Origin of the sequence: Pseudomonas pseudonitroreducens, assembly GCF_021603645.1 — a bacterium.
Lineage (GTDB): Bacteria > Pseudomonadota > Gammaproteobacteria > Pseudomonadales > Pseudomonadaceae > Pseudomonas > Pseudomonas pseudonitroreducens.
The window spans coordinates 448,052-473,426 of sequence record NZ_BQHJ01000005.1; the positions used below are offsets into that span (position 1 = coordinate 448,052).

A 25,375-nucleotide genomic window follows, 5' to 3' on the forward strand; every position below is an offset into this window, starting at 1 on the left:
GAGTGGGGGAATGAACCATCCGATGGACGCCCAGCTGAAACAGGTCGCGGAGCGCCTTGGCGCGCTTTCCGAGGACAAGCAGATCATCTTCCTGCGCCAGCTCCGCGAGAAAGGCGTGAGCCTGTCGCGCCTGCCGATCCTCCGCGAGGGCCGCGAGCACGCGCCGTTGTCGGCGGCCCAGGCGCGCCTGTGGTTCCTCTGGCAGATGGAGCCGCACAGCGCCGCCTACAACATCCCGGCCGCCGTGCGCCTGCGCGGCGCGCTGGACGAGGGCGCGCTGCAGCGTGCCTTCACCGCGCTGATCGCGCGCCATGAAAGCCTGCGCACAGTCTTCCGCAACGTAGAAGATCGCTCTGGTAGGGCGAATGACGCGCAGCGTCATCCGCCGCAACCTGGGCCGGGTGCGACGGCGGATAACGCTGGCGCGTTATGCGCCCTACGAGGGCCGGATGGTCAGGTTCCGCCCACGGTGGAGGGCCGCTCTGGTAGGGCGAATGACGCGCAGCGTCATCCGCCGCAACCTGGGCCGGGTGCAACGGCGGATAACGCTGGCGCGTTATCCGCCCTACGGGAATCGGATGGCGAGGTCATGCGGTGCATCCTGCCGCCGGTGCCGGCGCAGCTGGAGCGAAAGGACTTCGCGAATGAGGCCGAGGCTCGCCAATGGTTGAACCAGTGCGCGCAACGCTCCTTCGATCTCGCGGAGGGCCCGCTATTGCGCCTGCACCTGGCGCGCCTGCCGGGTGAGGCGCTGCTGCTGGTGAACCTGCACCACATCATTGCCGACGGCTGGTCCATCGGCGTACTGATCGATGAATTTGCAGCGCTGTACAGCGCCGAGGTGCAGGGCACGAAAGCCGACCTGGCCGAGCTGCCGATCCAGTACAGCGACATGGCCCGCTGGCAGCGCCTGTGGCTGGCGGCCGGCGAGGGTGAGCGGCAGCTGGCGTACTGGAAGGAACAGCTGGGCGACGAATCGCTGCTGCTGACCCTGCCGGGCGACCGGCCGCGCCCGCTGGTGCAGAGCTACCGCGGCGCCACCCTGGACTTCGAGCTGCCGCGCGCGCTGAGCGACTCCCTGCGCGAACTGGCGCGGGGGCAGGGCGCCACGCTGTTCATGCTGATCCTGGCTGCGTACCAGTTGCTGCTGTCGCGCTACAGCGGTCAGCGCGAGTTGCGCGTCGGCGTGCCCATCGCCGGCCGGGGCCGCGCCGAGAGCGAGCGGCTGATCGGCTTCTTCGTCAACACTCAGGTGCTGTCCGCGCGTATCGACGGCGACGAATCCTTCAACGCCTTCCTGGCCCGCACCCGTGAAGCGGTGCTGGGCGCCCAGGCCAACCCGGACCTGCCATTCGAGCAACTGGTGGACGCGCTGCAGCCCGAGCGCAGCCTGAGCTACAACCCGCTGTTCCAGGTGGCCTGCAACCACCAGCCGAGCCGCCGCGACGCGCTGCGTGAGCTGCCCGGTGGGCTGCAGCTGGAAAGCCTGGAGCTGGACAGCGGTATTGCCAAGTTCGACCTGACCCTGAACACCGAGGAGAGCCGCGACGGCCAGGTGCGCGGGCAGTTCATGTACGCTACCGACCAGTTCGACGCGGCGACCATCGAGCGTCTCGCCGGGCATTTCCTCAACCTGCTGCGCGGCATCGTCGCCGAGCCGCACTGCCCGGTGGCGCGCTTGCCGCTGCTGGAGGGCAGTGAGCGTGAGCAACTGCTCTACGGCTGGAATGCCACCGGGATGGACTATCCGCGTAACGCCTGTCTGCACGAGTTGATCGAGCAGCAAGTGGCGCGCACGCCCAATGACATTGCGCTGACTGACGGCCAGCGCAGCCTCAACTATGCCGAACTCAACAGCCGCGCCAACCGCCTCGCGCACTGGTTGCGCGAGCAGGGCGTCGGCCCGGACAGCCGCGTCGGCGTCGCCCTGGAACGCTCCGTCGAACTGCCGGTGGCTTTGCTCGCCGTGCTCAAGGCCGGCGGCGCCTATGTGCCGCTGGACCCGGAATTCCCCGCCGAACGCCTGGCACACATGCTCGAAGACGGCGGCGTGCGCCTGCTGCTGACTCAGCAGCACCTGCTCGGCGAACTGCCGCAGAGCGGTGCCCGCGTGTTCTGCCTGGACCGCGACTGGGCGCAGCTGGAAGCCTATGCCGACAGCGACCTGGCGAATCTCGCGCGCCCGGACGATCTCGCCTACGTCATCTATACCTCCGGCTCCACCGGCAAGCCCAAGGGCGTCGCGGTGCGCCACGGCGGGGTGGTCAACTTCATGCTCAGCATGGCCCGTGAACCAGGGCTGGACGCGCGGGACCGCGTGCTCGCGCTGACCTCGCTGTCCTTCGACATCTCCGCGCTGGAGCTGTACCTGCCGCTGCTGGTCGGCGGCCGCGTGGTGCTGGTGGACCGCGACGTCGCCCGCGACCCGGCGCGCCTGCTGGGCGTGGCGCTGGAACAGGGCGTGACGGTGATCCAGGCGACGCCGAGCACCTGGACGCTGCTCAGCGGCCACGAGGAATTCCCGCGCCTGACTGGCTGCCGCTTCTTCTGCGGCGGCGAGGCGCTGTCCGCCGAACTGGCGGACAAGCTCACCGCACGCTTCGATAAGGAGAGCGGCGATGCGCTGTGGAACCTCTACGGCCCCACCGAAACCACCATCTGGTCGGCGGCCTGGAAGATCGACAAGGGCGCCCGCGCACTGCTCGGCAAACCCATCGCCAACACCCAGTTGTACATCCTCGACGGCGAGCTTCAGCCGGCGCCCATTGGCGTGGCCGGCGAGCTGTACATCGCCGGCGACGGCCTGGCGCGCGGCTACCATGGGCGCCCCGAACTGACCGCCGAACGCTTCGTCGCCGATCCCTACGCTGGTTTATACGGCCAGCCAGGCCGGCGCATGTACCGCACCGGCGACCTCGCGCGCTGGCGCGCCGATGGTGTGCTGGAATACCTCGGTCGCATCGACCACCAGGTGAAGATTCGCGGCTTCCGTATCGAACTGGGCGAGATCGAGTCGCGCCTGCTCGGCCAACCCGGCGTGCGCGAGGCGGTGGTGATCGCCCGCGACGCGGGGCAGGTGAAACAGCTGGTGGGCTACGTGACCGGCCAGATCGATAGCGACCTGCGCGCCGCGTTGCTGGAAGAGCTGCCGGACTACATGGTCCCCGCGCAGATCGTCCAGTTGCAGCGCATGCCGCTCACGCCCAACGGCAAACTGGACCGCAAGGCCCTGCCGGAGCCGGACTTCAGCCTGTTGCAGAAGAGCTACCGCGCACCGGAGAGCGAGCGTGAGCAGACGCTCGCGGCCATCTGGTGCGCCGTACTGGGCCTGGAACGGGTCGGCCTGGACGACAACTTCTTCGAGCTGGGCGGCGACTCCATCGTTTCCATCCAGGTGGTCAGCCGCGCCCGCGCCGCTGGCCTGCAGCTGAGCCCGAAGGATCTGTTCCAGCATCAGACGCTGCAGGCACTGGCTCGTGTGGCCGGTGATTTCGCAGCGCTTGAAGCGCCGTCGGTAAGCAGCGCGGCCATCGATGCGCCGGATGCCGCGCAACTGGCCGCGCTCGGTCTGAACCCCGACCAGATCGAAGACCTCTACCCGCTGTCGCCCATGCAGCAGGGCATGCTGTTCCACGGCGTGGACGGCAGCGAAGGCGGCGTCTACGTGAACCAGCTGCGCGTGGAAGTGCACGGGCTGGACGTCGAGCGTTTCCGCAGCGCCTGGCAGGCCGCGCTGGATGCCCATGACAACCTGCGTGCAGGCGTGCACTGGCAAGGCCTCGATAAGCCGCTTCAGGCCGTGCACAAGCGCGTCGAGCTGCCGCTGGAAGTCCTGGACTGGCGCGGCCGCGAGGACATGGATGCGGCGCTGGACGAGCTGGCTACCGCCGAACGCAGCCGCAGCTTCGACCTGGAGCGTCCGCCGCTACTGCGCCTGGTGCTGGTGCGCAGCGCCGAGGACAGCCACCAGCTGGTCTACACCCATCACCACATCCTGCTCGACGGCTGGAGCAACGCCCAGCTGTTCGCCGAGGCGCTGCGCCGTTACAACGGCGAGACCATCGCCGAGCAGGGCCGCTACCGCGACTATATCCACTGGCTGCAAGCGCAGGATCAGCAGCAGGCGCAGGACTTCTGGAGCGCGCGCCTGCAAGGCTTCGCCCAACCCACCGTGCTCGCTGACAGCCTGGCGCGCCCGGCCGAGGGCAGCGGCCACGGCCTGGAATACAGCCGCTACGATGCGGCGGCTACCGAGCGTCTGAAGGCCTTCGCCCGCAGCCAGCGGGTAACGCTGAACACCCTGGTGCAGGCGGCGTGGATTCTCCTGCTGCAACGCTACACCGGGCAGCAGCGCGTGGCCTTTGGCGCCACCGTTGCCGGCCGTCCCGCGCAACTGGCCGGCGCCGACAGCCTGCTGGGCCTGTTCATCAACACGCTGCCCATCGTCCAGGCGCCGGCCGAACACGCCGACCTGGGCAACTGGCTGCGCGAACTGCAGGCCTACAACCTGGACGTGCGCGAGTTCGAGCACACGCCGCTGTACGACATCCAGCGCTGGGCCGGCCAGGCCGGGCAGGCGCTGTTCGACAGCATCATCGTGTTCGAGAACTACCCGGTGGACGAGGTGCTGCGCAGCGTCCAGGGGCCACGCTTCGGCGAGCTGAAGTCCAAGGACGAGACCAGCATCCCGATGGACCTCGCGGTGCGCGTCGGCGACCGACTGGAGATCGAATACCAGTACCTGCGCGCGCACTTCAGCGCACCGGCTGTGGCGCGCCTGCGCGGCAACCTGGAACAGGTGCTGGACAGCCTGCTGCACGGCGCCGGCAAGCGCGTCGGCGAGCTCCAGTGCCTGTCCGCCAATGACCGCGCGGCGCTGGCCGCCTGCCGTGGCCCGCAGCAGTCCTTGCCGCCGGCGGAGCCGGTGCACCTGGCCATCGCGCGCCAGGCCGCTCTGCGCGGCGCTGACGTGGCGCTGATCTGCGGCGACGAGGAGATCGACTACGCGGCGCTGGAGCGCGACTCCAACCGCCTGGCCCATCGGCTGATAGCGCTGGGTGTCGGCCCGGAGGTCCGCGTCGGTGTGGCATTGCCGCGCAGCGTGCGCATTCCCTTGGCGCTGCTGGCGGTGCTCAAGGCCGGCGGTGCCTACGTGCCGCTGGACGCCGAGTACCCGCGCGAGCGCCTGGAATTCCAGATGAGTGACGCCGGCATCGCGCTGCTGATCACCGACAGCCGCCTGCGCGAGCGCCTGCCGCTGCCAGCGGGCGTGGCTTGCCTGGAGCTGGATGGCCTTGATCTGACGGGCGAAGACAGCAATCTGCCGGTGGTCAGCCTGGAGCCGGAAAACCTCGCCTACCTGATCTACACCTCCGGCTCCACCGGCAAGCCCAAGGGCGTGGCAGTCAGCCATGGCCCACTGGCCATGCACTGTGCGGCTATCGGCGAGCTGTACCGGATGGACGCGGCGACTCGCGAGTTGCACTTCATGTCCTTCGCCTTCGACGGCGCCCACGAGCGCTGGCTGACCACCCTGGTGCATGGCGGCAGTCTGGTGCTGCGCGGCGATGAGCTGTGGACGCCGGAGCAGACCTACCGCGTGCTGCACGACAAGCAGGTGAGCGTGGCGGCCTTCCCGCCGGTGTACCTGCAACAACTGGCCGAGCACGCCCTGCGTGACGGCAACCCGCCACCGGTGCGCATCTACTGTTTCGGGGGCGATGCGGTGCCCAACGCCAGCTTCGAACTGGCCAAGCGCGCCCTGCGCGCCGAACACCTGATCAATGGCTACGGCCCCACGGAAACCGTGGTCACGCCGCTGCTGTGGAAGGCTGATCGCGCCACGGCCTGCGATGCCGCCTATGCCCCCATCGGCAAGGGCGTTGGCGCGCGCACGCTGTACATCCTCGACGAGCAACTACGCCAGGTTCCGCTGGGCGTAGCGGGTGAGCTGTACATCGGTGGTGATGGTCTGGCGCGGGGCTACCACGAACGCGCCGGGTTGACCGCCGAGCGTTTCGTGGCGGACCCGTTCGGTGCTCGCGGTGGCCGTCTGTACCGCTCTGGCGACCTGGTGCGCGGCCGCGCTGACGGCGTGATCGACTACGTCGGGCGGATCGACCATCAGGTGAAGATTCGCGGCTTCCGCATCGAGCTGGGCGAAATCGAGGCGCGCCTGCAGGATCACCCGCAGGTCAGCGAGGCGCTGGTGGTCGCCCGCGACGGCATCAGCGGCAAGCAGTTGGTGGGCTACGTGGTTGGCGAAGCGGACGGCGACACGCTGCGCAGCTTCCTCCGCGAGCAGGTGCCGGACTACATGGTGCCGGCGCAGATCCTCCAGCTTGCGCGCTTCCCGCTGTCGCCCAACGGCAAGATCGACCGCAAGGCATTGCCCGAGCCGACCTGGCAGGGCGAGGCCTACGAGGCGCCGCGCAACGAGCGCGAGCAGGCCCTGGCGGATATCTGGCAGGACGTGCTGCAGGTAGAGCGCGTCGGCATCCGCGACAACTTCTTCGACCTCGGCGGCGACTCCATCCTCAGCCTGCAGATCGTCTCGCGAGCCCGGCAGGCGTTGGGCGAGGGCGTGGAAATCCGTCTGCGCGATCTGTTGCAGTACCAGACCATCGCCGGCCTGCTGGAACGCGCCGAAAGCGTGGCCGAGGCGGCGCCGGTGAATACCGTGGAAGTCGTCGATGACGGCGAATCCTTCGGCCTGGTGCCGATCCAGCAATGGATGTTCGAGCAGCAGCTGGAGGAGCCGAACCACTTCAACCAGGCCGTGTTGCTGGAGTGCCGTCAGCGTCTGGATGCCGATGCGCTGGAGGCGGCGCTGCAAGGCCTGCTGGCCGAGCACGGCAGCCTGCGCCTGTCGTTTGCGCGCGGGACTGACGGCCAGTGGCACCAGCGTTATCGCGAGGCCAGCGAGATCACCGGTGCGTTGCTCTGGCAGCGTCAGGCGGCCAATGCCGAGGAGGCGCTGCTGATCGCCAACCAGGCGCAGCGCAGCCTGGACCTGAGCGAAGGCCGCCTGCTGCGCGGCGTGCTCACCGACATGGCCGACGGCACCCAGCGCCTGCTGCTGGTGATCCACCACCTGGGTGTGGATGGTGTGTCCTGGCGCATCCTGCTGGAGGAACTGCAACAGCGTTACGCCGCGCAGGTCAGCGGCGAGCCGGCGCCACGCTTCGAGCGTACCAGCGCCTACCGCGCCTGGGCCGAAGGCCTGCGCGAGTATGCCGACAGCCAACTGGCGCAAGGCGACCTGCCGTACTGGCTGGAGCAGACCGACAGCGCCGGCCTGGGCCAGCCGCAGCGCGACAACCCGCGCGGCGCCGAGCGCATGGCACAGCTGGAGCAGACGTTCCTGCGCCTGGACCGCGAGCAGACCCAGCGCCTGCTGAAGGTCGCGCCCGAGGCCTACCGCACGCAGATCAACGACCTGCTGCTGACCGCCCTGGGCCGCACGCTGTGCCAGTGGTGCGACAGCGAGTCGGTGCTGATCGGCCTGGAAGGCCACGGCCGCGAAGACATCCTCGACAGCGTCGACCACAGCCGCACCCTGGGCTGGTTCACCAGCCTGTTCCCGCTGCGCCTGACGCCGGGGCAGGGCGGTTACGCCCAGGCCATCCCGGCGATCCGCCAGCAACTGCGCGCGGTGCCGGACAAGGGGATTGGCTACGGCGCCTTGCGCTACCTGGGCGACAGCGCGCTGCGCCGCCAGCTCGCCGCCCGCGCCGAGCCGCGCGTCACCTTCAACTACCTCGGCCAGTTCGACCAGAGCTTCGATGACCAGGCGCTGTTCGTGCCCTTGCAGGAGAAGCCCGGAGACACCTATGCCGCCAGCACGCCGATGAACAACTGGCTGGAGATCGTCGGCCAGGTCTATGACGGTGAGCTGACCCTGCGCTGCATGTTCAGCCGCCGGGTGTTCCGCCCGTCGCGCATCGAGGCGCTGATGGCGCAGCTGCGAGAAGAGCTGGTCGGGGTGATCGGCCACTGCTGCGCGCAGGTTGAAACCGCCAAGGAAAAGGCCACGGTATGAATGCATTGATGAAAGAGGTCGGCATGCTGCATCCGGAGATTTCCGCATTTCTCGATATGGTCGACGAGGGCCGCCGCAGTGGTCGGCCGGCGCTGCATGAACTGCCGGTGGAACAGGCGCGGGCGGACTTCGAGGCTTCCTCGGAGTCGCTCAGGGCCGGGGCGCCGTCGATGCCCGTGGAGGCATTGCGGATTCCGGCTCGGGAGGGGCGCGAACTGCCCGCACGCTTGTATCGGCCCGCTTTCGCAGGAAACGGCGCAGGGGACGCAGCGATCCTGTATTTCCACGGCGGCGGCTATACGGTCGGCAGCCTGGACTCCCACGATGGCTTGTGCCGGCTGCTGGCGAAGCACTGCAATTGCCCGGTGCTTTCAGTGGGCTACCGACTGGCACCGGAGGCGCCTTTCCCGGCCGCCAATCACGACGCCCGCGATGCCTGGAACTGGTTGCTGGCCTCTGCCGCCAGCCTGGGCTTGAACTCGCGCCGTCTGGCGGTCGGTGGCGACAGTGCCGGCGCCACCCTGGCGACCGTGCTCTGCGCCGAGCTGGCGGGCGAGGGCGCCGAACAGCCCTGCGCCCAGTTGCTGTTCTATCCGGCGGCGGATGCCGGTGCACGCAGCGAATCCCAGGAGCTGTTCGCCGAAGGCTATCTGCTGGAAACGGCCAGCCTGGATTGGTTCTACCAGCAGTACGTGCCTGACGCTTCCCAGCGCCGCGATTGGCGTTGCTCACCGTTGCATGCGGCTGCTGCCCTGCAAGGCAGCGCTCCGGCACTGCTGTTTGCCGCGGAGTTCGATCCGTTGCTGGACGAAGGCCTGGCCTATGCCAACGCGCTGGTGGCGCAGGGCGTGGAAGTGGAGGCCGAGCGCTGCTGCGGGATGACCCATGACTTCCTGCGCATGGGCAACCTGGTGCCGGAGGTGGAGGGGTATTACCGGCGCGTGGCGGAGTTTCTTGCGGCGCGCTGGTGAGCTTCCCTGTAGGAGCGAGCTTGCTCGCGAACCCTCCGCCGCCCGAGCCGGGATATCGGCAGAGTGCGCTTCGCGAGCAAGCTCGCTCCTACGAAGAGCACGGGGTTGGCTATTGGAGTGCCGCCACCGGCTACATGGCGGCGGATAACACTGGTGCGTTAGGCGCCCTACGATACTGCGTCACGGTGGAGAGCGAACGTAGGATGGCGTGGAGCGCAGCGATACCCATCGATGGTGATGCGCTCGGGGCAGCATGGGTATCGCAAGCTCCACCCATCCTATAGATGAAGGCCGGAAGGCTATTGCACCGCCGCCACCGGCTGCGCAGCCAAGTCGCGGCTGGCGGCGTCCTGCAGCGCCGGGCTGGCCCAGTCGGCGGCCTTGAATTCGCGGCGGATCAGGCCGTAGCTCCTGGCGGCCGTGATGGACGCATCCAGGCGGCCGAGGAAATCATCGTCCAGCTTCGGTGACAGGACCTTCACCAGCGGACGGCCCTGGAATTCGCTCTTGAAGATCACCGACGGATAATTGGCCTGCCTGGATACCAGCTCGATGTACGCATCGCGGTTGGCCTCGGCGCTGGCCCACTGCACGGCTTGCAGCTGCACCTTGAGCAGACGCTCGGTGATCTCCGGGTGGGCGTCGACGAATTCGCCGTTGCCCACCAGCAATGCCTGCAGGGTCCCGGCGCCGCCGAGGTCATGGGTGCTCAGGGGGATTTCCGCCAGGCCCTTGTCGCGCAGGGCGAACAGGCCGGCCAGGCCCCAGGTGGCGTCGATCTGCTTGGCCGCCAGGGCGGCGAGAGCGGCGCTGAAGTCGAGGTTGATCACCTTCAGGTCCTTCTCGGAGAGCCCGGCGCTGGCCAGGGCATTGTCGAATGACAGCTGGCTGGCGGTGCCGCGGAAGATGCCCACGCGCTTGCCCTTGAGGTCGGCCAGGGTCTTGATCCCCGAGCCCGGCTGCACGCCCAGGTAATGGTTGACGCCGCGCGCGGTGGCGGCCAGCACGCGGCTATCCAGCCCGCTGGACTTGCCGATGATCGCGGCCAGATCGCCCAGGTAGGCGAAGTCCACCTGGCCGTTGGCGAAGGCTTCGTTGACCACTGGGCCTGCGCCCTTGAAGAAGCTCCATTTCACCTGGATGCCGTCCTTGGCGAACTCCTTCTCCAGCAACTGGCGGGTATAGAGGATGTCCACCACGCCGCCGCCGGAGTGGTTCTGCCCGGCGCTGACGTCGGGCACGGCGATGCGGATTTCCTTCAGCGGGTCGGCCGCCTGGGTCACCAGCGGGTAGGCGCCGAGCAGGCCGGCCAGTACTGGCGCAGCGAAGAGGGAGAGCAATTGTTGGGTGAGGGCCTTCATGGCGCCTGCCTCCTGCAGTAGGGGAGCGCATGCGGCTCCGGCGCCCGCACTAAAGGCATGGGGCTGATCGCCAACAAAATAATAAAAATTCATTTTTTAGTAATTATTCGAGCTAAGCGAGAGAGCACAAGGCTTCGCGGGCAGATGCCCGGAGGGCATAAAAAATATTCGGCGAATGCATTGGATGAGCGCGGGGGCCTTCCCTTAAATGGCCTGTGTTAGCTCATAAATGCATTGATATAACTATTTATATTCCAATGAAGAATATCTCGAAGCCTTATCGCCTTGCTCTTCCCAGTTCTCGCCCGAGGCCTTCCCTTACCGCTGGGCGCGGGTTGGACGCCCTCCTGCCGTGGCTGGTGCCGCTGGCCATTGCGGCGCTCTGGTGGACCGCCAGCCACCGGCACTGGATGTCCGCGCAGATTCTTCCCACGCCCGAGCTGGTGCTGCAGGCCGGCCGCGAGCTGTTCGCCGGCGAACTCTGGCAGCAACTGGGCATCAGTCTGAAGCGTCTGCTCTGGGGCCTGCTGGCCGGCATCCTCAGCGGGCTGGCACTGGGCGCCTGGCTCGGCTTCAGCCGCCGCGCCGAGCGTCTGGTGCTGCCCACCTTCAGTGCCCTGGCGCAGGTTCCGACGCTGGCCTGGATTCCGCTGTTCATGCTGTTCTTCGGCATCGGCGAGCTGCTCAAGCTGGTGGTGCTGATCAAGGCGATCATCGTGCCGGTGACGCTGCACACCCTGGTGGGCGTGCGCGATGCCCAGCCGCGTCTGCGCGAAGCCGCCGCCGTGCTGCGCCTGCCGCGCCGGCTGTTGCTGTGGCGGCTGATCCTGCCGGCGGCGCTTCCCGCGTTCCTTACCGGTGTGCGCCTGGCACTGGCGCAAGGCTGGACTTCGCTGCTGGCCGTGGAGCTGCTGGCCTCCAGCGAAGGCATCGGTTACCTGATGGTGCAGGCGCGGCAACTCTTCATGCTCGACATCGTGTTCGTCTGCATCCTGGTCATCGGCCTGGTGGGGGCAGCCATGGACCGTGGCATCCAGGCGCTGGACCGGCACCTGGTGCATTGGCCGCAGCAGGCCGTCGGCGAGTTTCGCCGCAGTACCTCGGGGCAGGGCTGGCAGCCCTGGCTACTGCCGCTGGCCCTGCTGGTGATCTGGCAGGCGGCGAGCGCGCTGGAGTGGGTCGATCCGGCGATTCTCGCCAGCCCGGCTTCGGTCGCTCGCGCGCTGTGGAGCGGCCTGCTCGACAACAGCCTGACCGGTGCGCTGCTGGCGAGCCTGCAACGTACCCTCGGCGGATTGCTGCTCGGCGGCTCGCTGGGCTTCCTGCTCGGCCTGGGGCTGGGCCTGTGGCGCCCGGCGGAACGGCTGCTCGGCCCGTCCTTCGCCGCACTGCGGCAGGTGGCGATCTTTGCCTGGGTGCCGCTGCTCACCGCCTGGTTCGGCCTGGGCGAACTGGCCAAGGTGGTGTTCGTCGGCCTGGCTGCGTTCTTCCCGCTGCTGCTGGCGACCCAGCGCGGCATCGCCAGCCTGCCGGCGCAGCTGAGCGAGGCGGCCATCGCCCTGCGCCTCTCGCCCTGGCAGCGCCTGCGTCGACTGGTACTGCCGGGGGCCGCACCCTCGGTGTTCGCCGGGGTGCGCCTGGCGCTGATCTACGCCTGGCTCGGCACCATCGGCGCCGAGTACTTCATGCCCTCGGATGGCGGCATCGGCAGCCTGATGATCGGCGCACAACAACTCTTCCGCATGGACCTGGTCGGCGCCGGCATGTTGCTGGTCGGCCTCACCGGAGCCCTGCTGGCCGCCCTCGGTCAGCACATCGAAGCGCGCGTGACGCGCTGGAGACACGCATGAACGCCTTCGCTTCCCCGGCCCTGGTGAGCTTTCGCCAGGTGGCCAAGAGTTTCCCCGTGGACGGTCGCGAGTTGCAGGCCATCGAACGTTTCGACCTGGAGATCGCCGATGGCGAATTCATCGCCATCGTCGGCGCCAGCGGCTGTGGCAAGTCCACGCTGCTGCGTCTGCTGGTAGGGCTCGATCGTGAGTTCCAGGGCGAGATCCGCATTGATGGCGCGCCCATCGACGGCATCGGTGGCGAGCGCGGCATCGTGTTCCAGGAGCACCGTCTGTTCCCCTGGCTGACGGTGGAACAGAACGTCGCCCTCGGACTGGTCAACGAAGCGCTGAGCGAAACCGGCAAGGCCGCGAAGGTTGCCGACTATCTGCAACTGGTGGGCCTGTCCGCCTTTGCCCGAGCCTATCCGCACCAGCTCTCTGGCGGCATGGCGCAACGCGTGGCGATTGCCCGCGGATTGGTCGCCAGCCCGCGCATCCTGCTGCTGGACGAACCCTTCGGCGCACTGGACGCGCTGACCCGCCAGCAGTTGCAGGGCGAGTTGTTGCGCATCCGCCAGCGCGAGCGCATCACCACGGTGCTGGTGACCCACGATGTGGAGGAGGCGCTGTTCCTCGCCGACCGCGTGGTGGTGATGGCCCCGCGACCCGGGCGCATCAAGCGCATTGTCGGGGTGTCGCTGGGGCACCCGCGCGAGCGCGGCGGCTACGACTTCCTGCGCCAGCGTGAGGCGCTGCTGCACGAGCTGACGGGCGAGGGCGATTACGTCGCGCCGCAGCTCAAGCGGGTAGAGGACCTGCCGTTCGAGTTTCTCGCCTGCTGAGGGCACGAGTTCCCTCACCCTAACCCTCTCCCAGAGAGAGAGGGGACCGATTGGCGCGGGTTGAAACTGTGGTTTCAGCCGGCACGGACGGCTCCCTCTCCCTCTGGGAGAGGGCTGGGGTGAGGGTGCGCCGAGTACACCGACCTTTCCATTTCACGAGGCTTTCCATGAGCAAACGCCCCAACTTCCTCGTCATCGTCGCCGACGACCTCGGCTTCTCCGATCTCGGCGCCTTCGGTGGCGAGATCGCCACGCCGCACCTGGATGCACTGGCCCTTGAAGGCCTGCGCCTGACCGATTTCCACACCGCGCCGACCTGCTCGCCGACGCGCTCGATGCTGCTCACCGGCACCGACCACCACATTGCCGGCATCGGCACCATGGCCGAGGCGCTGACCCCGGAACTGGAGGGCAAGCCGGGCTACGAGGGCTACCTCAACGACCGCGTGGTGGCGCTGCCGGAGCTGTTGCGCGAGGCGGGTTACCAGACCCTGCTGTCGGGCAAGTGGCACCTGGGCCTGAAGCTGGAGCAGGCGCCCCATGCGCGCGGCTTCGAGCGCTCCTTCTCGTTGCTGCCCGGCGCGGCCAACCACTATGGCTTCGAGCCGCCCTATGACGAAACCACGCCGCGCATCCTCAAGGGCACACCGGCGCTGTATGTCGAAGACGATCAGTTCATCGACGAACTACCGGCCGACTTCTATTCCTCCGACGCCTTCGGCGACAAGCTGATCGAGTACCTCAAGGAGCGCGACCAGAGCCGGCCGTTCTTCGCCTACCTGCCGTTCTCCGCGCCGCACTGGCCGCTGCAGGCGCCCAAGGAGGTGGTCGACAGGTACCGGGGCCGCTACGACGCCGGCCCCGAGGCGCTGCGCCTGGAACGCCTGGAGCGGCTCAAGCAATTGGGCCTTATCGATGCTGACGTGCAGGCGCATCCGGTACTGGCGATCAGCAAGGAGTGGACGCGCCTGACCGACGAGGAGAGGGCGAAATCGGCGCGGGCCATGGAGGTCTACGCGGCGATGGTCGAGCGCCTGGACTGGAACGTCGGCCGCGTCGTCGAGTACCTGCGCCAGCAGGGCGAGCTGGACAACACCTTCGTCCTGTTCATGTCCGACAATGGCGCCGAGGGTGCTCTGCTGGAAGCCTTCCCGCGCTTCGGTCCGGACCTGCTGAGTTTCCTCGACCAGCACTACGACAACAGCCTGGAGAACATCGGCCGCGCCAACTCGTACATCTGGTACGGCCCGCGCTGGGCACAGGCGGCCACCGCGCCGTCGCGGCTGTACAAGGCCTTCACCACCGAGGGCGGCATCCGCGTGCCGGCACTGGTGCGCTACCCCGCGCTGCAACGCCAGGGTGAGATCAGCCACTCGTTTTCCACCGTGATGGACATTACCCCGACCATTCTCGACTTGGCCGGCGTGCGCCATCCGGGCAAGCACTGGCATGGCCGCGAGGTGGCCGAGGTGCGCGGCAAGTCGTGGCTGGGCTGGCTGTCCGGCGAGACCGAACAGGCCCACGACGAAAAGACCGTTACCGGCTGGGAGTTGTTCGGCATGCGCGCCATCCGCCAGGGCGACTGGAAGGCGGTCTACCTGCCGGCGCCGGTCGGCCCGGCCACCTGGCAGCTGTATGACCTGGCCAGCGACCCCGGCGAGACCCGCGACCTGGCCAAGAGCGAGCCGGCCAAGCTGGAAGCACTGATCGAGCACTACAAGCAGTACGTCAACGAAACCGGCGTGATCGACGCGCCGCCGCCATTCCTGGCGCGCTGAAGGCCGGCGTCCCGCCGACCTTTCCTGCCCGCGGTCTGGCGGGAGGGACGTTGGCACGCATCTGGCGCCACGCATCCGGCACGGAGAAAGCCGGTAGCCGCCCGACTGCCCGGACTGACGGCGGCACCGGCATGGGCCTCGAGCCGGGCGGGCCAGTTTGCTGCTGTGTCCCACCCGCTCATGCGGGCTCTTCCCTGAGGCCGTCCTGGCGGGCGGCGGACAAGTCGGCTGCCCTGCAGTTCGATGTCCACCTGTTCCACCTGCGACTCCTCGCGGGGCACCCGGGGATCGGGGACGGGGGTGTCCTGGGATGTTTTCATTCTCAGCGCGCATGCCGGGCCTGTTTACCAGCCTGGGCGCGCAGGCGTGCACCGGCCACCACAACCTTGCGCGGCCGGTGGGTCGGGTTCAGCGGGATGAACGTCTGCAACTCGATACGCTTGAGGAACCATTCGACGTTGACCTCTTCCAGCGGCCCCTCCACGGTCATCAGGTCGCGGCGGATACGCTCCACGAGATCGTTCAGCAACACGCTGCTGGATTGTTCCGCGTGCTGGATCACACGGGAAATCAGGCGCTTGCCTGCGGTATTGCGCAGGCTGATCAGCAGCGTGCCATCGGGCCTGGTCGAGAACTGTGGGCGGTAGTCGCGGAACTGCTGGCTGAGATGTTCGATGGCCGTGTCTCGGCAACTGGACATGATCTTTCCCTCCCGCTGGTTGGCAAAAGCCAGGGCGCTGGCTTTAGCCTGGAACCTCGCATCAGCCGTGCCACGCCGGGAGAGACTGTTTCATCCGCTTAACAGGTTGTTATTGCAGGGAATCGCCCAGGCATGCTGGCGATTGGTCATTTGCAGGATGCAAGGTCGCAGCGGCAAAACGCTGGAAAATGCACGGCCAGGCGCTGCCCCAAGCCGTTTGCCACAGGACCGGGCCTTCCGTCTGAAATCCGTAACTGTCTCGGTCGACATCGTGACGCCCAGCGCGCCTGCCAGCGCTGGCGATCCGCCTGGAGGCCGCCGCGAGGCGCAGTGCCTGGGCCAATCGCCAGTATTTCCCTCGCTTGGCCGAGCGGGCAGGGTTTAGCCAGGGAGAGGAGGTGGCCATGACGCAGTTCCGACGCCTGGATGTGGAAGCGGTGCTCCACGAAGCCTACCCGCTGTTCAATTTCTCCTGCTACCGGGAGGCCGGCGGTCGCTATTCGATTCGCCTCAGCAGCCAACCGGCAGACATGCCCTCGACCATCGTGGTCGGCATCCATGGCGATGAGCTGAGCAGCGCCGGGCGGGTGCGCAGTCTGGGGCTGGAGCTGATCGACAGCTTCATCGACTAGCGTGCGTGCGCCATGCCAGCGCCAGGCGCCTCACTCAGCGTTGCTGGCGGCTGAACGCACAGACCGCCGCCAGCAGGCCCGCGGCCGTCGCCAGCACTGCCGCAGTCTGCCAGGGGTGTTCACCGGCGTACTCGCCACCCGCGCGTATGGCCCGGCGGCTGCGCTGGATCAGGTGCTCGCTGGTGTCGCGGCCGTCGGCCACCAGTTCGCGCAGCCTGCTCCTGAAGGCCGGCAATTGTTCCGTCGTCAGCTCGCGGCTGCCGGCCAGCAGGGCTTCGAGGTCGTTTACCAGGGACTGCAGTTCCTGCACGCCACTCTGGCGGTTGGAGGGGAACCAGCGATAGCTGCCCATTCGAGTGTCTCCTTGAGTGTTTGTGAATGAATTTCACCGAGCCGGCAGCGCCGTTCGCTGTCGCGCTGTGAGGGGGCGTGGCCGCTCTGCGTTGCGCGTTCGCGGATTTGCCGGACCCATTGCAGAGAACCTCCAGGCCTGCAGGCGTTCACTGATTCTGATGAGTGGAACCTGACGGCCGCTGCCGGGCGTGCTTGAGTGCAAAAGGCGCTCGCCGGCCGTTTTTTGCCATCGTTGGAGGCTGAGCAGGTGCGACGATTGGTGGCAGCGCGCGGGGGCGCGCAGGGGCGATCGCTTGTGCGAGGATGCCGCCCGCCACGCCATGAGCACTTCAACGAACCGGGAGACGACTGCCGATGCTGATCCGTGACTTTCGCGACGACGACATGGAGCGGGTGCTGGATATCTGGCTGCGCGCTTCGCAGCAGGCCCATCACTTCATCGATAGCGATTTCTGGCAGCAGCGTCTGCAGGACATGCGCGACGTCTATCTGCCGGCCGCCGCCTCGCGCGTCGTCGAGAGCGACGGCTGCGTGAGCGGTTTCTACAGCCTGCATGATGGCGCCCTGGCCGCGCTCTTCGTCGCCCCGGAATGCCAGGGCAAGGGGCTGGGCTCGCACCTGCTGAGCGATGCCAAGATCCACCTGCCGATGCTGGAACTGGCAGTCTACTCGGCCAATGCCGGCGCGCTGGCGTTCTACCAGCGGCATGGTTTCGAGGTGCTGGAGGAACGCGCGGACGAACACACCGGGCATCCCGAGACTCGCATGTCCTGGACCGCACGCCGGGCGGCCTGCGGCTGCTGAGCTACCTCTGCCGGCTACCAGAAGCCCCCGGCGTGCCGGCTGGACGCGTAGTCCAGGTGCAGGGCGAAGGAGCTCTGGAAAAACTCCAGCAGGCGGGTGTCCAGCACCATTTCGTTGAGCGAAGCGAGTGATCCGATCACCTGCTGCACGTCGGCTTCGGTCTCGCCGCAGCGGTTTTCGTGGCACAGGCGCTGCGTCTGCGGGTCGGCGCTGATGCGGCAGATGCATTCGGCATCATGGCAGGAGTGGCGCACCTTCAGGCTCAGCTGCGGCAGGTCGCGGCGGCCATCCAGCAACTCCACGCTGCATTCCAGGCCGTGCTTGCGAGCGAACTCGCTGGCGCGGGCGAAGACGGGCAGGGCCACTTCCACCAGGGCGCTCTGGTAGGCATTGGCGAAACTCTCGGGGTCAGCGCTCATCCACTATCTCCTGTGCTCATTGCAGCAAACCCGGCACATGGCGGGCCGGGCTAGTGTGATGGACCACGGAAGGTGCAGCTTGCGCGATGCAACGGCGAATTTTCCGCCGAGCGGTTGCGCGCCCTGGGCGAGTGCTGGCCGCCGGGCGGTTCAGGCGACGGCGGGCGCCTCGGCTTCGGCGCGCAACGCCTCGATGACCGCCGGGCGCGCAGCGACCGTTTCGCGGAAGTGGCGGATCGCCGGATAAGCCCCGAGGTCGACCTTCAGCTGTTCGGACCAGCCCAGCACGCTGAACAGGTAGGCGTCGGCGATGCTGAAGCGGTCGCCGAAGGCGTAGCCGCTGGTGGCCAAGGCCTGGTCCAGGTAGCCCAGGCGCCGGGCGAGTTTCGATCGCAGCAGATCCTTCACCGGCTCGGCTATCGCGCTGTCGAACAGCGGGCTCATCGCCGCGTGCAGTTCGCTGCCGATGAAGTTGAGCTGCGCCTGCAGCAGCGTGCGCTCCAGCGTGCCATTGAGCGGTGCGAGGCCCGCTTCGGGTCGCTGGTCGGCGAGGTACTGTAGAATTGCCGCGCCCTCGGTGAGCACCGTGTCGTCGGGCAGTTGCAGCGCTGCGACGTAGCCCTTCGGGTTGATCTGGTAGAAGTCCCGGCCATCGGCGGTTCGCTTGCTCTGGTTGTTCACGCGTATCAGCGCGAACGGCAGGCCCAGCTCGCGCAGGATGATGTGCGGGGCGAGTGAGCAGGCATTGGGGGCAAAGTAGAGTTTCATCGGGGCAGGCTCTGGCCGGTAAAGGGCGGCCAGTATTGCCGAGCCCGATGCAGCGCGTAAGAACGCACTTTTTTGTGGCCTGGGCACAAAAAGGTTACCGGGAAGTAGCGATGAAGAAGAACGTTTCGGGCTGTTCAGTCGAGGAAGCCATGCGCGTGATCGGCGGCCGCTGGCGCCTGTTGCTGGTGTCGTACCTGCTTGAGGGCAGCAAGCGCTTCAACGAGTTGCGGCGTGACATGCCGGAGATATCCCAGCGCATTCTCACGGCCGAACTCCGGGCACTGGAGGACGCGGGGCTGGTGATTCGCACGGTCTATCCCGACGTTCCGCCACGGGTGGAGTATTGCCTCAGCGCCGACGGTGACCGACTGCGCCCGGTAGTGGAGGTCATCAGGACCTTCGGCCTGTGGCTCAAGGCGCGGCCCGTGGAGCGCGGCTGAAAGCCGGCCAGGCAGCGCGGCACGCCGTCTGGCGGCAGGTGCGGTGGCGCGCTCGCGCCTATGCTTTGCTGCAATGAGCCAGGAGAGCCGACTGCATGCCTGAAACGACCGCCAGCACCGCCCAACTCGTGGAAGACGCGCGCTACCGCCTGCTCGTCGAAGCCGTGACCGACTATGCCATCTACATGCTCGACCCCGATGGCCGGGTCAGCAGCTGGAGCTCCGGCGCGCAGCGCCTGAAGGGCTACGCCGCCGACGAGATCCTCGGTGAGCACTTCTCGCGTTTCTACACGCCGGCCGACCGCGCCGCCGGCTTGCCGGAGCATGCCCTGGGCGAAGCGGCGCGGGTGGGCCGCTACGAGAGTGAAGGCTGGCGCCTGCACCGCGATGGCAGTTCGTTCTGGGCGCACGTGGTGATCGACGCCATCCGCGATGCTTCCGGCGCGCTGCTGGGCTTCGCCAAGATCACCCGCGACCGTACCGAGCAGCACGAGACCGAGCAGGCCTTGCGCCGCAGCGAGCAGCATTTCCGCCTGCTGGTGAATGGCGTCACCGACTACGCGCTGTACATGCTCGACCCCGAAGGCAATGTCACCAGCTGGAACCCCGGCGCCGAGCGGATCAAGGGCTACCACCCGGAAGAAATCATTGGCCGTCGCTTCGACTGCTTCTACTGCGACGATGACCGCCAGGGCGGCGTGCCGGAGACCAGCCTGAACACCGCGCTGGCCGAAGGGCGTTACGAGGAAGAGCGCCTGCAGATGCGCAAGGACGGCTCGCGCTTCTGGGCCAACATCGTCATCGACCCGGTGTTCGACGAAGCCGGCAAGCTGCTGGGCTTCGCCAAGATCACCCGCGACATCACCGACAAGCGGCGAGCCCAGGAAGAGCTGGAGCGCGCCCGCGACGAGCTGATCCAGTCGCAGAAGATGGAGTCGCTGGGCCAGCTCACCGGCGGCGTCGCGCATGACTTCAACAATCTGCTGACGGTGATCCTTGGCGGCCTGCAACTGCTCGAACGGCAACTGCCGAAGGATAACGACAAGGTTCAGGGCATCTGGCGCAACGCCCTGGAAGCCACCCGCCGAGGTGCCCAGTTGACCCAGCGGATGCTGGCCTTCGCCCGCAAGCAGCGGTTGTTCCCGCAGCCCATCCAGCTACCGGCGCTGCTGCAGGACATGAGTGAGTTGCTGGTCAGCTCCCTGGGGCCGACCATCAGCCTGGAGACTCGCTTCCCCTTGCAGCTGGATAGCGTGATGAGCGACCAGAACCAGCTGGAGCTGGCGATCATCAACCTCGCCACCAACGCCCGCGACGCCATGCCTGGCGGCGGCAGCATCACCTTCTCGGCGCGCAACGCCCAGGTCGGGCCGCGGCAGAGCGGCAAGCTGGCGCCGGGTGACTACGTGTGCGTGGCCGTGACCGACTCTGGCCAGGGCATGGACGAGGACACCCTGCGCCGCGCCGCCGAACCCTTCTTCACCACCAAACCGACCGGCAAGGGCACCGGGCTGGGGCTTTCCATCGTCCACGGGCTGGCGCAGCAGCAGGGCGGGGCGCTGCTGCTGCGCAGTACACCGGGATCCGGCACCACTGTGGAAATCTGGTTGCCGGCGGTGAAGGCGGGGACGCAACCCGGCGTTGTCGACGAAGTGCTGGCCGCGGACACCCAGAGCGAACCCGCCGAACCCCTGGGGCTGCGGGTGCTGGTCGTGGACGACGATGCACTGGTGCTGGCCGGCACCAGTGCCCTGCTGGCGGACCTCGGCTGCCAGCCCGTGCGCAGCGACTCGGCGCGAGCGGCGCTGCAATTGCTGGGGGAATCGGACTTCGACCTGATGATCACCGACTTCGCCATGCCCGACATGGACGGCATGTTGCTGATCCAGCAGGTGCGCCAGGCGTATCCTGCGCTGACCTGCGCACTCACCACTGGCTACGCCGGGCGCCTGGACACCCTGGCCGATTCGGTGCTGCGCCTGCCCAAGCCGTTCGACCGTGAGCAATTGCTCGGGCTGTTGCTGCGGGTGAAGAACAGCGAATAGGAAAAACCCAACCTCCGCCGCGCGGGCAGCGGCCGGCGGAGGTTTCCGGGAATGCGCCAGGCGTTCCGCTGTGCAGCCACTGCGCCGCAGGCGGTGGTGCGCACCGGACCTCAGTGCGGTGTGCCACGACGCGCCGGGCGCAGGCCTTCGGCAACCTCCATTTCGATCAGCGAGCCGGGGTCTTCATTGCCCGGGTCGTTGATCAGCGGGTCGGCGAGGGCTGGGTCCAGGTTGCCTTGGGGCATCAGGCCTTCACTGCGATCGCGGCGCTCGATCAATGGCAGCAGGTCATCGTGAAACTCCTGCTGCTGAGCCTCGGAGAGCGCGGCAAAGCCGTGATTGAGAATGTAGCGGGCGAGGATTTCCTGGCGACTTCCGGCAGCCAGTGTTCCGCTGTCCAGCAGTCGATTCAGGCCGTCTGAGCGTTCAAGGTCGCGGTGTTCGTTGCAGCCCATCGTTCGCACCTCCCAAATCTGTTGCAGCGAGAGTGGTTCAGCGTGAGCGGCTCGCTATGAGTTCCGGCAGTGGACGACGTCTGTTGCGCCGCCTTATTGGAAGACCGGTCGGATGCGGCGCTGTTCAGCGCACGGGACGAACGGTTGCAGCCAGCCCTGGCCGCTGGACGCAGGTCAGGGGCGGTCGCTGCTGACCACCCGGTTGCGGCCTGCCTGCTTGGCGCTGTACAGGCGCTGGTCGGCCAGCTTGAGCACCGCTTCGGCGCTCGGCGCCGGCTCACCTAGATCGGCAACGCCGATGGACAGGGTGACCTTGCCGACGCGGGGAATCAGCGTGCCGGCGACCGTTTCGCGGATGCGCTCGGCGATGCTGCGGGCTGCTTCCAGGCTGGTTCCCGGCAGCAGCAGGACGAACTCTTCGCCACCCGAGCGACAGGCCAGGTCTTCGGCGCGGGACGAGTCACGCAGCACAGCGGCGACCCGGCGCAGGGCTTCGTCGCCAGCGTCGTGGCCCCAGCTGTCGTTTACCCGCTTGAAGTGGTCGATATCCAGCAGCAACACCGCATAGGGCAGACCGGACTGCTCCAGCGCGGCCAGGGCGGCGTCGAGGGCGCGGCGGTTGGCCAGCCCGGTGAGCGCATCGCTCTGGGCTTCCTGGCTGAGCCGGCCAAGCTTCTGCTGCATCAGTCCGACGCCGCTCAGCAGCGCCTGGCGGATGGCGGCGGCCTCGCGGTACCACGTATTGATGGCGCGCAGCTCGCTCGGTGTTTCCGGCGCCGACAGGCGCTCGGCGCTGTAGGCCAGTTGCCGCAGCGGACGGGTGATCAGCAGGGCGCCGCCCCAGATCAGCAGCACGCCGAGCAGGCTGGCGGGGATCAGGCCGAAGAACATGTCCTTCATCAGCAGGCCCAGCGGCGCCAGGCTCAGGTCGCGAGGTTGTTGCGCCACCACTGCCCAGTTGGCGTCGGGCACCTGGGCGTAGCCGGCGAGCATTTCCACGCCCAGGGTATTGGGCACCTCCATCGAGCCGGTTTCTCCGCGCAGCGCTGCCTCCACGGTCGGGTTGCCCTTCAGCACCTCGCCGACCCGCTGCGCCTCGGGGTGGTGCAGCAACCGCCGGTTGGCATCGGCGACGAAGGCGTAGGTGCCCTCGTGGTGGAAGTGGCTGCCGATGATGGTATGCAGCACGCTCTGCTTGAAGATGTAGACCGACCCGCCGACCAGGCCGAGGTACTCGCCGGTGGGGCTGACGATGGGTTGCGAGATGAACACCACCAGGTTGCCGGCGATGGATACATAGGCCTGGCTGACCATCGGCCGCTTGAGTTGCAGGGCCTGCTGCACACCAATCGAGCGCAGTGTGGTGCCGACTATCTGCAGGGAGTCCGGGTAGGCTTCGAGCACCTTGCCCTGGGCGTCGACGATGGCGATCGAGTTGAAGTAGGCGTCCTGCGACTGCAGGCGCATCGCCTCGGCGCGCAGCACCGTGCGATCACCCTGGTGCGCCGCGAGGATCCTGGCGCTGAAGGCCAGGTTGCGCTGCGCCGAGTCGATGAACTCGCCGATGCTCGAGGCAACCTTGGCGGCATAGGCGCGATTGGCCTCCAGGGTCGAATGGATCAGCGCCGAGCGCTGCACGGTGTAGGCCACGTACAGGCTGTTGCCGAGAGTGGCCAGGGCGGCGAGCAGGACGAAGACCAGGATCAGCACCCGTAACGTCAGGGGCTTGCGGCTCCAGCGCTTCATGCGGCCACCGTGGCTGGGCGTGGCGCGCCGGGGGCCTCGTCAGGGAAGCAGTTCTCTGCGCCGGAGCGCGATGTCAGGGGGCTGTCCATGGGGCCGGGTCCGTGCTGGGGCGGGCTGGCTGGTCCGTCTGTCCGAGACGGGCTGAGCTTGAGGATAGGCAGGGATGCGCCGCCAGTCACATGTTGCGGGTCGATTCAGCGGTCCGGGCTGGCCAGCGCCTGCTGGGCATTGCCGGCAGGCGACGTGCCCCGGACGACGTTGCCGAGGGGCGGCGTGTGCGGCCCCGGCGGTGGCTCGGGCAATGCTTTGCCGGCGGCACGCCCACAAAAAAGCCCCGCATTGCACGGGGCTTTTCATTGGCTCGTTACTCAGGCGTGCGCACGCAGCTCGGAGCTGAGGCCGGCCTGGGCGATCGTTGCAATCGCCTGGTCACGTGCGGCCTCGGAGTCGTACAGCTTGCTGGTCAGCAGTTCTGCACCGGTGTTATCGCGGATCACGAAGAAATTCTTGCCGCCGGGGGACATCTGGCGCTTGTAGCGCTCGACGGCCGCACAGGAGCTGCGGAGGCTGTTGATGGCCTGCTCGGCTGCCTCCTGTGTCGGGTAGGCCAGAGTTTCCAGCAGGGTGCCGTGGGCAGTGTTCTTGAGCAGAACGCGACGGTTGCCGCTGCTGAGTTCCTTGATTTCATACCAACCGGGCATGTGTAGCTCCATATAACCGGTGTCAACGTCCTGCGGGTGGTCCCGCAGGGTGACAGGCCAGTTTAGGAGTACAGGCGTGCTATTTGTATAGGAAAAGTCCTATGAATCATGGGGTTACTGTATCAATTTGTCTCAGGATCGCCTTTCTCAGAAGCTGGCTTTCACCTGCAGGCCGAGCAGCAGGGCGTTGTCGATGCCCTGGCCGGAGAAGGCCCCCGGTTCGATGACGTACTGCAGGTCCGGGCGCAGGGTCAGCCAGGGCGTGGCCTGGTAGCCGTAGCTCAGCTCGATGAGCTGTTCGCCGCTGTCCAGGTTCGGGTAGTCCTGGCCGTTGGCGAGGGCGCTGTTCTCCTGCACTTCACGGCTGCGCGGGCTGGGTACGGCGCGGCCGTAACCCAGCGCGAGACTGTCTTTCGGGCGGCCTTCGAAGGGCTTGTAGAGGACGACACCCGCGCCGTACCACTTGGTGAAGGGTGAGGCGGCGCTGCTGGCGACCGAGGCCTGGCCGAACAGGTGCAGGCTGCGCCCTTTCGAGGCCGGGTCGTTCCACACCGCCTGGTCGACCAGCAGGTAGTGGCCGCTGCGGCCGGACTCTTCCTTGGCGCTACCGATGCGCTGCACGTTGGAGCTGTCGTAGTACCAGCCCAGTTTGTACTCGCCGGGCAATTCGCCCTGAGGCTTGTAGACCAGTTCGATGGGCACCACGGTGCCGGTGGTATGTTTGGGCGTGAGGTGCCAGGCGCGGCTGGAGTTGCCGTTGCTTTGCGGGTCGACGTTGAAGGCGGCGATGCGCAGTTGCCAGTCAGGCGCGAAGCTGTACTTCACCCGTGCGCCAAGGTGCGCGTTGGGGTAGTTGGTCCAGCCGCTGCCACCGGACATGTTCAGCGGATGGCCGCAGAAGCCGGCGTTCATGAAGTTGCAGAGGATGCCGCTGTCGAGCCCGCCGACGTCATTGCCCATGGCCATGTAGCCGAGCTTGAGGTTCAGCGCCTGGCCCAGGTCGCGCTCGTAGCTCAGCTCGGTCAGGCGGGTGTAGAGGCCGCCGTAGTTTTCCTGGATCGGCAGGCGGTTGCCCACCAGGTCTTCCGAGGCACTGTTGCCGCGGCGGTCGTTGATGGTCAGCTGGACCTTGCCGCCATTCTCCAGGCCGTAGATTCTGGACAAGTCGAACTGCACGCCCAGCTTGACGTTCTGCGAATAGCGCGCCGAGCGATGCAGGCCGCCGTGGGCGTTGTAGGCAGTCTCGCCGCTGTAGTCGCCAGTGAACCTGACGCCGTCTTCTTCCAACTGGTGGCGCAGGCCGCCCCAGTCGCCGGTCATCGTGGAACGTTCGAGCAGGCCTTCTGCGGCCAGCGCCGGCAGCGAGGCGACGCACAGCAGCAGGCCGGGCGTGAGGCGAAGGGAAGTGCGCATGGAATTTCCTGAGCTTGAAGCGAATAAAAAAAGGCGCGGTGGGAGTGCCGCGCCGGAAGGAGGCGCCCGCACG

18 protein-coding genes are annotated in these 25,375 nt (G+C 67.3%); 9 read left to right on the top strand and 9 right to left on the bottom strand.

Going from position 1 to position 25,375, the window contains the following annotated elements; all coding sequences use genetic code 11:
* The first annotated feature begins 10 nt into the window (after positions 1–10).
* Positions 11–8,041 carry a non-ribosomal peptide synthetase gene (locus L6D89_RS15035; RefSeq protein WP_236200303.1) on the top strand — a complete coding sequence of 2,677 codons (8,031 nt, stop codon included), beginning with the start codon at positions 11–13 and terminating at the stop codon, positions 8,039–8,041.
* Positions 8,038–9,012 carry an alpha/beta hydrolase gene (locus L6D89_RS15040; protein WP_236200304.1) on the top strand — a complete coding sequence of 325 codons (975 nt, stop codon included), beginning with the start codon at positions 8,038–8,040 and terminating at the stop codon, positions 9,010–9,012. Before L6D89_RS15035 ends, L6D89_RS15040 begins: the two co-directional genes overlap by 4 nt.
* Before the next feature lie 299 nt (positions 9,013–9,311).
* Here L6D89_RS15040 and L6D89_RS15045 read toward each other — a convergent pair whose 3' ends face one another.
* Positions 9,312–10,373, bottom strand: a complete 1,062-nt coding sequence (locus L6D89_RS15045; RefSeq protein ID WP_236200305.1) for an ABC transporter substrate-binding protein — start codon at positions 10,371–10,373, stop codon at positions 9,312–9,314.
* A 257-nt stretch (positions 10,374–10,630) separates the two neighbouring features.
* Between L6D89_RS15045 and L6D89_RS15050 the strand changes: the two genes are divergently transcribed.
* The 3 genes from L6D89_RS15050 to L6D89_RS15060 all read left to right on the top strand — a co-directional run bounded on the left by L6D89_RS15050 (position 10,631) and on the right by L6D89_RS15060 (position 14,825).
* Positions 10,631–12,223 carry an ABC transporter permease gene (locus tag L6D89_RS15050; protein ID WP_373874954.1) on the top strand — a complete coding sequence of 531 codons (1,593 nt, stop codon included), beginning with the start codon at positions 10,631–10,633 and terminating at the stop codon, positions 12,221–12,223.
* On the top strand, positions 12,220–13,047 hold the full coding sequence (locus L6D89_RS15055; RefSeq protein WP_236200306.1) for an ABC transporter ATP-binding protein: 828 nt from the start codon (positions 12,220–12,222) through the stop codon (positions 13,045–13,047). Before L6D89_RS15050 ends, L6D89_RS15055 begins: the two co-directional genes overlap by 4 nt.
* 167 nt (positions 13,048–13,214) lie before the next feature.
* Complete coding sequence (locus L6D89_RS15060; protein WP_236200307.1) at positions 13,215–14,825, top strand: arylsulfatase; 1,611 nt, start codon at positions 13,215–13,217, stop codon at positions 14,823–14,825.
* Between the two features lie 322 nt (positions 14,826–15,147).
* Here L6D89_RS15060 and L6D89_RS15065 read toward each other — a convergent pair whose 3' ends face one another.
* Complete coding sequence (locus tag L6D89_RS15065) at positions 15,148–15,525, bottom strand: DUF3509 domain-containing protein (protein WP_236200308.1); 378 nt, start codon at positions 15,523–15,525, stop codon at positions 15,148–15,150.
* 404 nt (positions 15,526–15,929) lie between these two features.
* Between L6D89_RS15065 and L6D89_RS15070 the strand changes: the two genes are divergently transcribed.
* Entirely contained in the window at positions 15,930–16,157 is a 228-nt protein-coding gene (locus tag L6D89_RS15070) for a hypothetical protein (protein WP_236175705.1), read from the top strand.
* A 34-nt stretch (positions 16,158–16,191) separates the two neighbouring features.
* Here L6D89_RS15070 and L6D89_RS15075 read toward each other — a convergent pair whose 3' ends face one another.
* On the bottom strand, positions 16,192–16,509 hold the full coding sequence (locus tag L6D89_RS15075; RefSeq protein ID WP_236200309.1) for an ElaB/YgaM/YqjD family protein: 318 nt from the start codon (positions 16,507–16,509) through the stop codon (positions 16,192–16,194).
* 359 nt (positions 16,510–16,868) lie between these two features.
* Here L6D89_RS15075 and L6D89_RS15080 point away from each other — a divergent pair, with 359 nt between their 5' ends.
* The gene (locus L6D89_RS15080) at positions 16,869–17,315 is read left to right on the top strand and encodes an N-acetyltransferase (protein WP_236175710.1); all 447 of its coding nucleotides are present in this window, start codon (positions 16,869–16,871) and stop codon (positions 17,313–17,315) included.
* Between the two features lie 14 nt (positions 17,316–17,329).
* Here the strand turns inward: L6D89_RS15080 and L6D89_RS15085 are convergent, their stop codons facing one another.
* Both L6D89_RS15085 and gstA read right to left on the bottom strand, forming a co-directional pair.
* The gene (locus L6D89_RS15085; RefSeq protein ID WP_236200310.1) at positions 17,330–17,734 is read right to left on the bottom strand and encodes a hypothetical protein; all 405 of its coding nucleotides are present in this window, start codon (positions 17,732–17,734) and stop codon (positions 17,330–17,332) included.
* Between the two features lie 150 nt (positions 17,735–17,884).
* Complete coding sequence (gene gstA, locus L6D89_RS15090) at positions 17,885–18,502, bottom strand: glutathione transferase GstA (protein WP_236200311.1); 618 nt, start codon at positions 18,500–18,502, stop codon at positions 17,885–17,887.
* 110 nt (positions 18,503–18,612) lie between these two features.
* Here gstA and L6D89_RS15095 point away from each other — a divergent pair, with 110 nt between their 5' ends.
* Together L6D89_RS15095 and L6D89_RS15100 are read left to right on the top strand one after the other, a co-directional pair.
* Positions 18,613–18,942, top strand: coding sequence for a winged helix-turn-helix transcriptional regulator (locus tag L6D89_RS15095; RefSeq protein WP_236200312.1), 330 nt, complete (start codon positions 18,613–18,615; stop codon positions 18,940–18,942).
* A 95-nt stretch (positions 18,943–19,037) separates the two neighbouring features.
* Positions 19,038–20,987 carry a hybrid sensor histidine kinase/response regulator gene (locus L6D89_RS15100; protein ID WP_236200313.1) on the top strand — a complete coding sequence of 650 codons (1,950 nt, stop codon included), beginning with the start codon at positions 19,038–19,040 and terminating at the stop codon, positions 20,985–20,987.
* Positions 20,988–21,097: 110 nt separating this feature from the next.
* Here L6D89_RS15100 and L6D89_RS15105 read toward each other — a convergent pair whose 3' ends face one another.
* The 4 genes from L6D89_RS15105 to L6D89_RS15120 form a co-directional block, all read right to left on the bottom strand.
* Positions 21,098–21,442 carry a hypothetical protein gene (locus tag L6D89_RS15105; RefSeq protein ID WP_236200314.1) on the bottom strand — a complete coding sequence of 115 codons (345 nt, stop codon included), beginning with the start codon at positions 21,440–21,442 and terminating at the stop codon, positions 21,098–21,100.
* A gap of 174 nt (positions 21,443–21,616) precedes the next feature.
* Positions 21,617–23,188, bottom strand: coding sequence for a sensor domain-containing diguanylate cyclase (locus L6D89_RS15110; protein WP_236200315.1), 1,572 nt, complete (start codon positions 23,186–23,188; stop codon positions 21,617–21,619).
* A 368-nt stretch (positions 23,189–23,556) separates the two neighbouring features.
* On the bottom strand, positions 23,557–23,889 hold the full coding sequence (locus L6D89_RS15115) for a DUF1508 domain-containing protein (protein WP_054910576.1): 333 nt from the start codon (positions 23,887–23,889) through the stop codon (positions 23,557–23,559).
* 147 nt (positions 23,890–24,036) lie between these two features.
* Positions 24,037–25,302, bottom strand: a complete 1,266-nt coding sequence (locus L6D89_RS15120; protein WP_236200316.1) for a carbohydrate porin — start codon at positions 25,300–25,302, stop codon at positions 24,037–24,039.
* Positions 25,303–25,375 lie beyond the last annotated feature (73 nt).

Coding starts and splice junctions, on each gene's coding strand:
- L6D89_RS15055 (WP_236200306.1), top strand. CDS start 12,220: ATGAACGCCTTCGCTTCCCCGGCCCTGGTGAGCTTTCGCCAGGTGGCC.
- L6D89_RS15115 (WP_054910576.1), bottom strand. CDS start 23,889: ATGCCCGGTTGGTATGAAATCAAGGAACTCAGCAGCGGCAACCGTCGC.
- L6D89_RS15085 (WP_236200310.1), bottom strand. CDS start 17,734: ATGAGCGCTGACCCCGAGAGTTTCGCCAATGCCTACCAGAGCGCCCTG.
- L6D89_RS15050 (WP_373874954.1), top strand. CDS start 10,631: ATGAAGAATATCTCGAAGCCTTATCGCCTTGCTCTTCCCAGTTCTCGC.
- L6D89_RS15065 (WP_236200308.1), bottom strand. CDS start 15,525: ATGTCCAGTTGCCGAGACACGGCCATCGAACATCTCAGCCAGCAGTTC.
- gstA (WP_236200311.1), bottom strand. CDS start 18,502: ATGAAACTCTACTTTGCCCCCAATGCCTGCTCACTCGCCCCGCACATC.
- L6D89_RS15110 (WP_236200315.1), bottom strand. CDS start 23,188: ATGAAGCGCTGGAGCCGCAAGCCCCTGACGTTACGGGTGCTGATCCTG.
- L6D89_RS15095 (WP_236200312.1), top strand. CDS start 18,613: ATGAAGAAGAACGTTTCGGGCTGTTCAGTCGAGGAAGCCATGCGCGTG.
- L6D89_RS15105 (WP_236200314.1), bottom strand. CDS start 21,442: ATGGGCTGCAACGAACACCGCGACCTTGAACGCTCAGACGGCCTGAAT.
- L6D89_RS15100 (WP_236200313.1), top strand. CDS start 19,038: ATGCCTGAAACGACCGCCAGCACCGCCCAACTCGTGGAAGACGCGCGC.
- L6D89_RS15075 (WP_236200309.1), bottom strand. CDS start 16,509: ATGGGCAGCTATCGCTGGTTCCCCTCCAACCGCCAGAGTGGCGTGCAG.
- L6D89_RS15040 (WP_236200304.1), top strand. CDS start 8,038: ATGAATGCATTGATGAAAGAGGTCGGCATGCTGCATCCGGAGATTTCC.
- L6D89_RS15070 (WP_236175705.1), top strand. CDS start 15,930: ATGACGCAGTTCCGACGCCTGGATGTGGAAGCGGTGCTCCACGAAGCC.
- L6D89_RS15120 (WP_236200316.1), bottom strand. CDS start 25,302: ATGCGCACTTCCCTTCGCCTCACGCCCGGCCTGCTGCTGTGCGTCGCC.
- L6D89_RS15060 (WP_236200307.1), top strand. CDS start 13,215: ATGAGCAAACGCCCCAACTTCCTCGTCATCGTCGCCGACGACCTCGGC.
- L6D89_RS15035 (WP_236200303.1), top strand. CDS start 11: ATGAACCATCCGATGGACGCCCAGCTGAAACAGGTCGCGGAGCGCCTT.
- L6D89_RS15045 (WP_236200305.1), bottom strand. CDS start 10,373: ATGAAGGCCCTCACCCAACAATTGCTCTCCCTCTTCGCTGCGCCAGTA.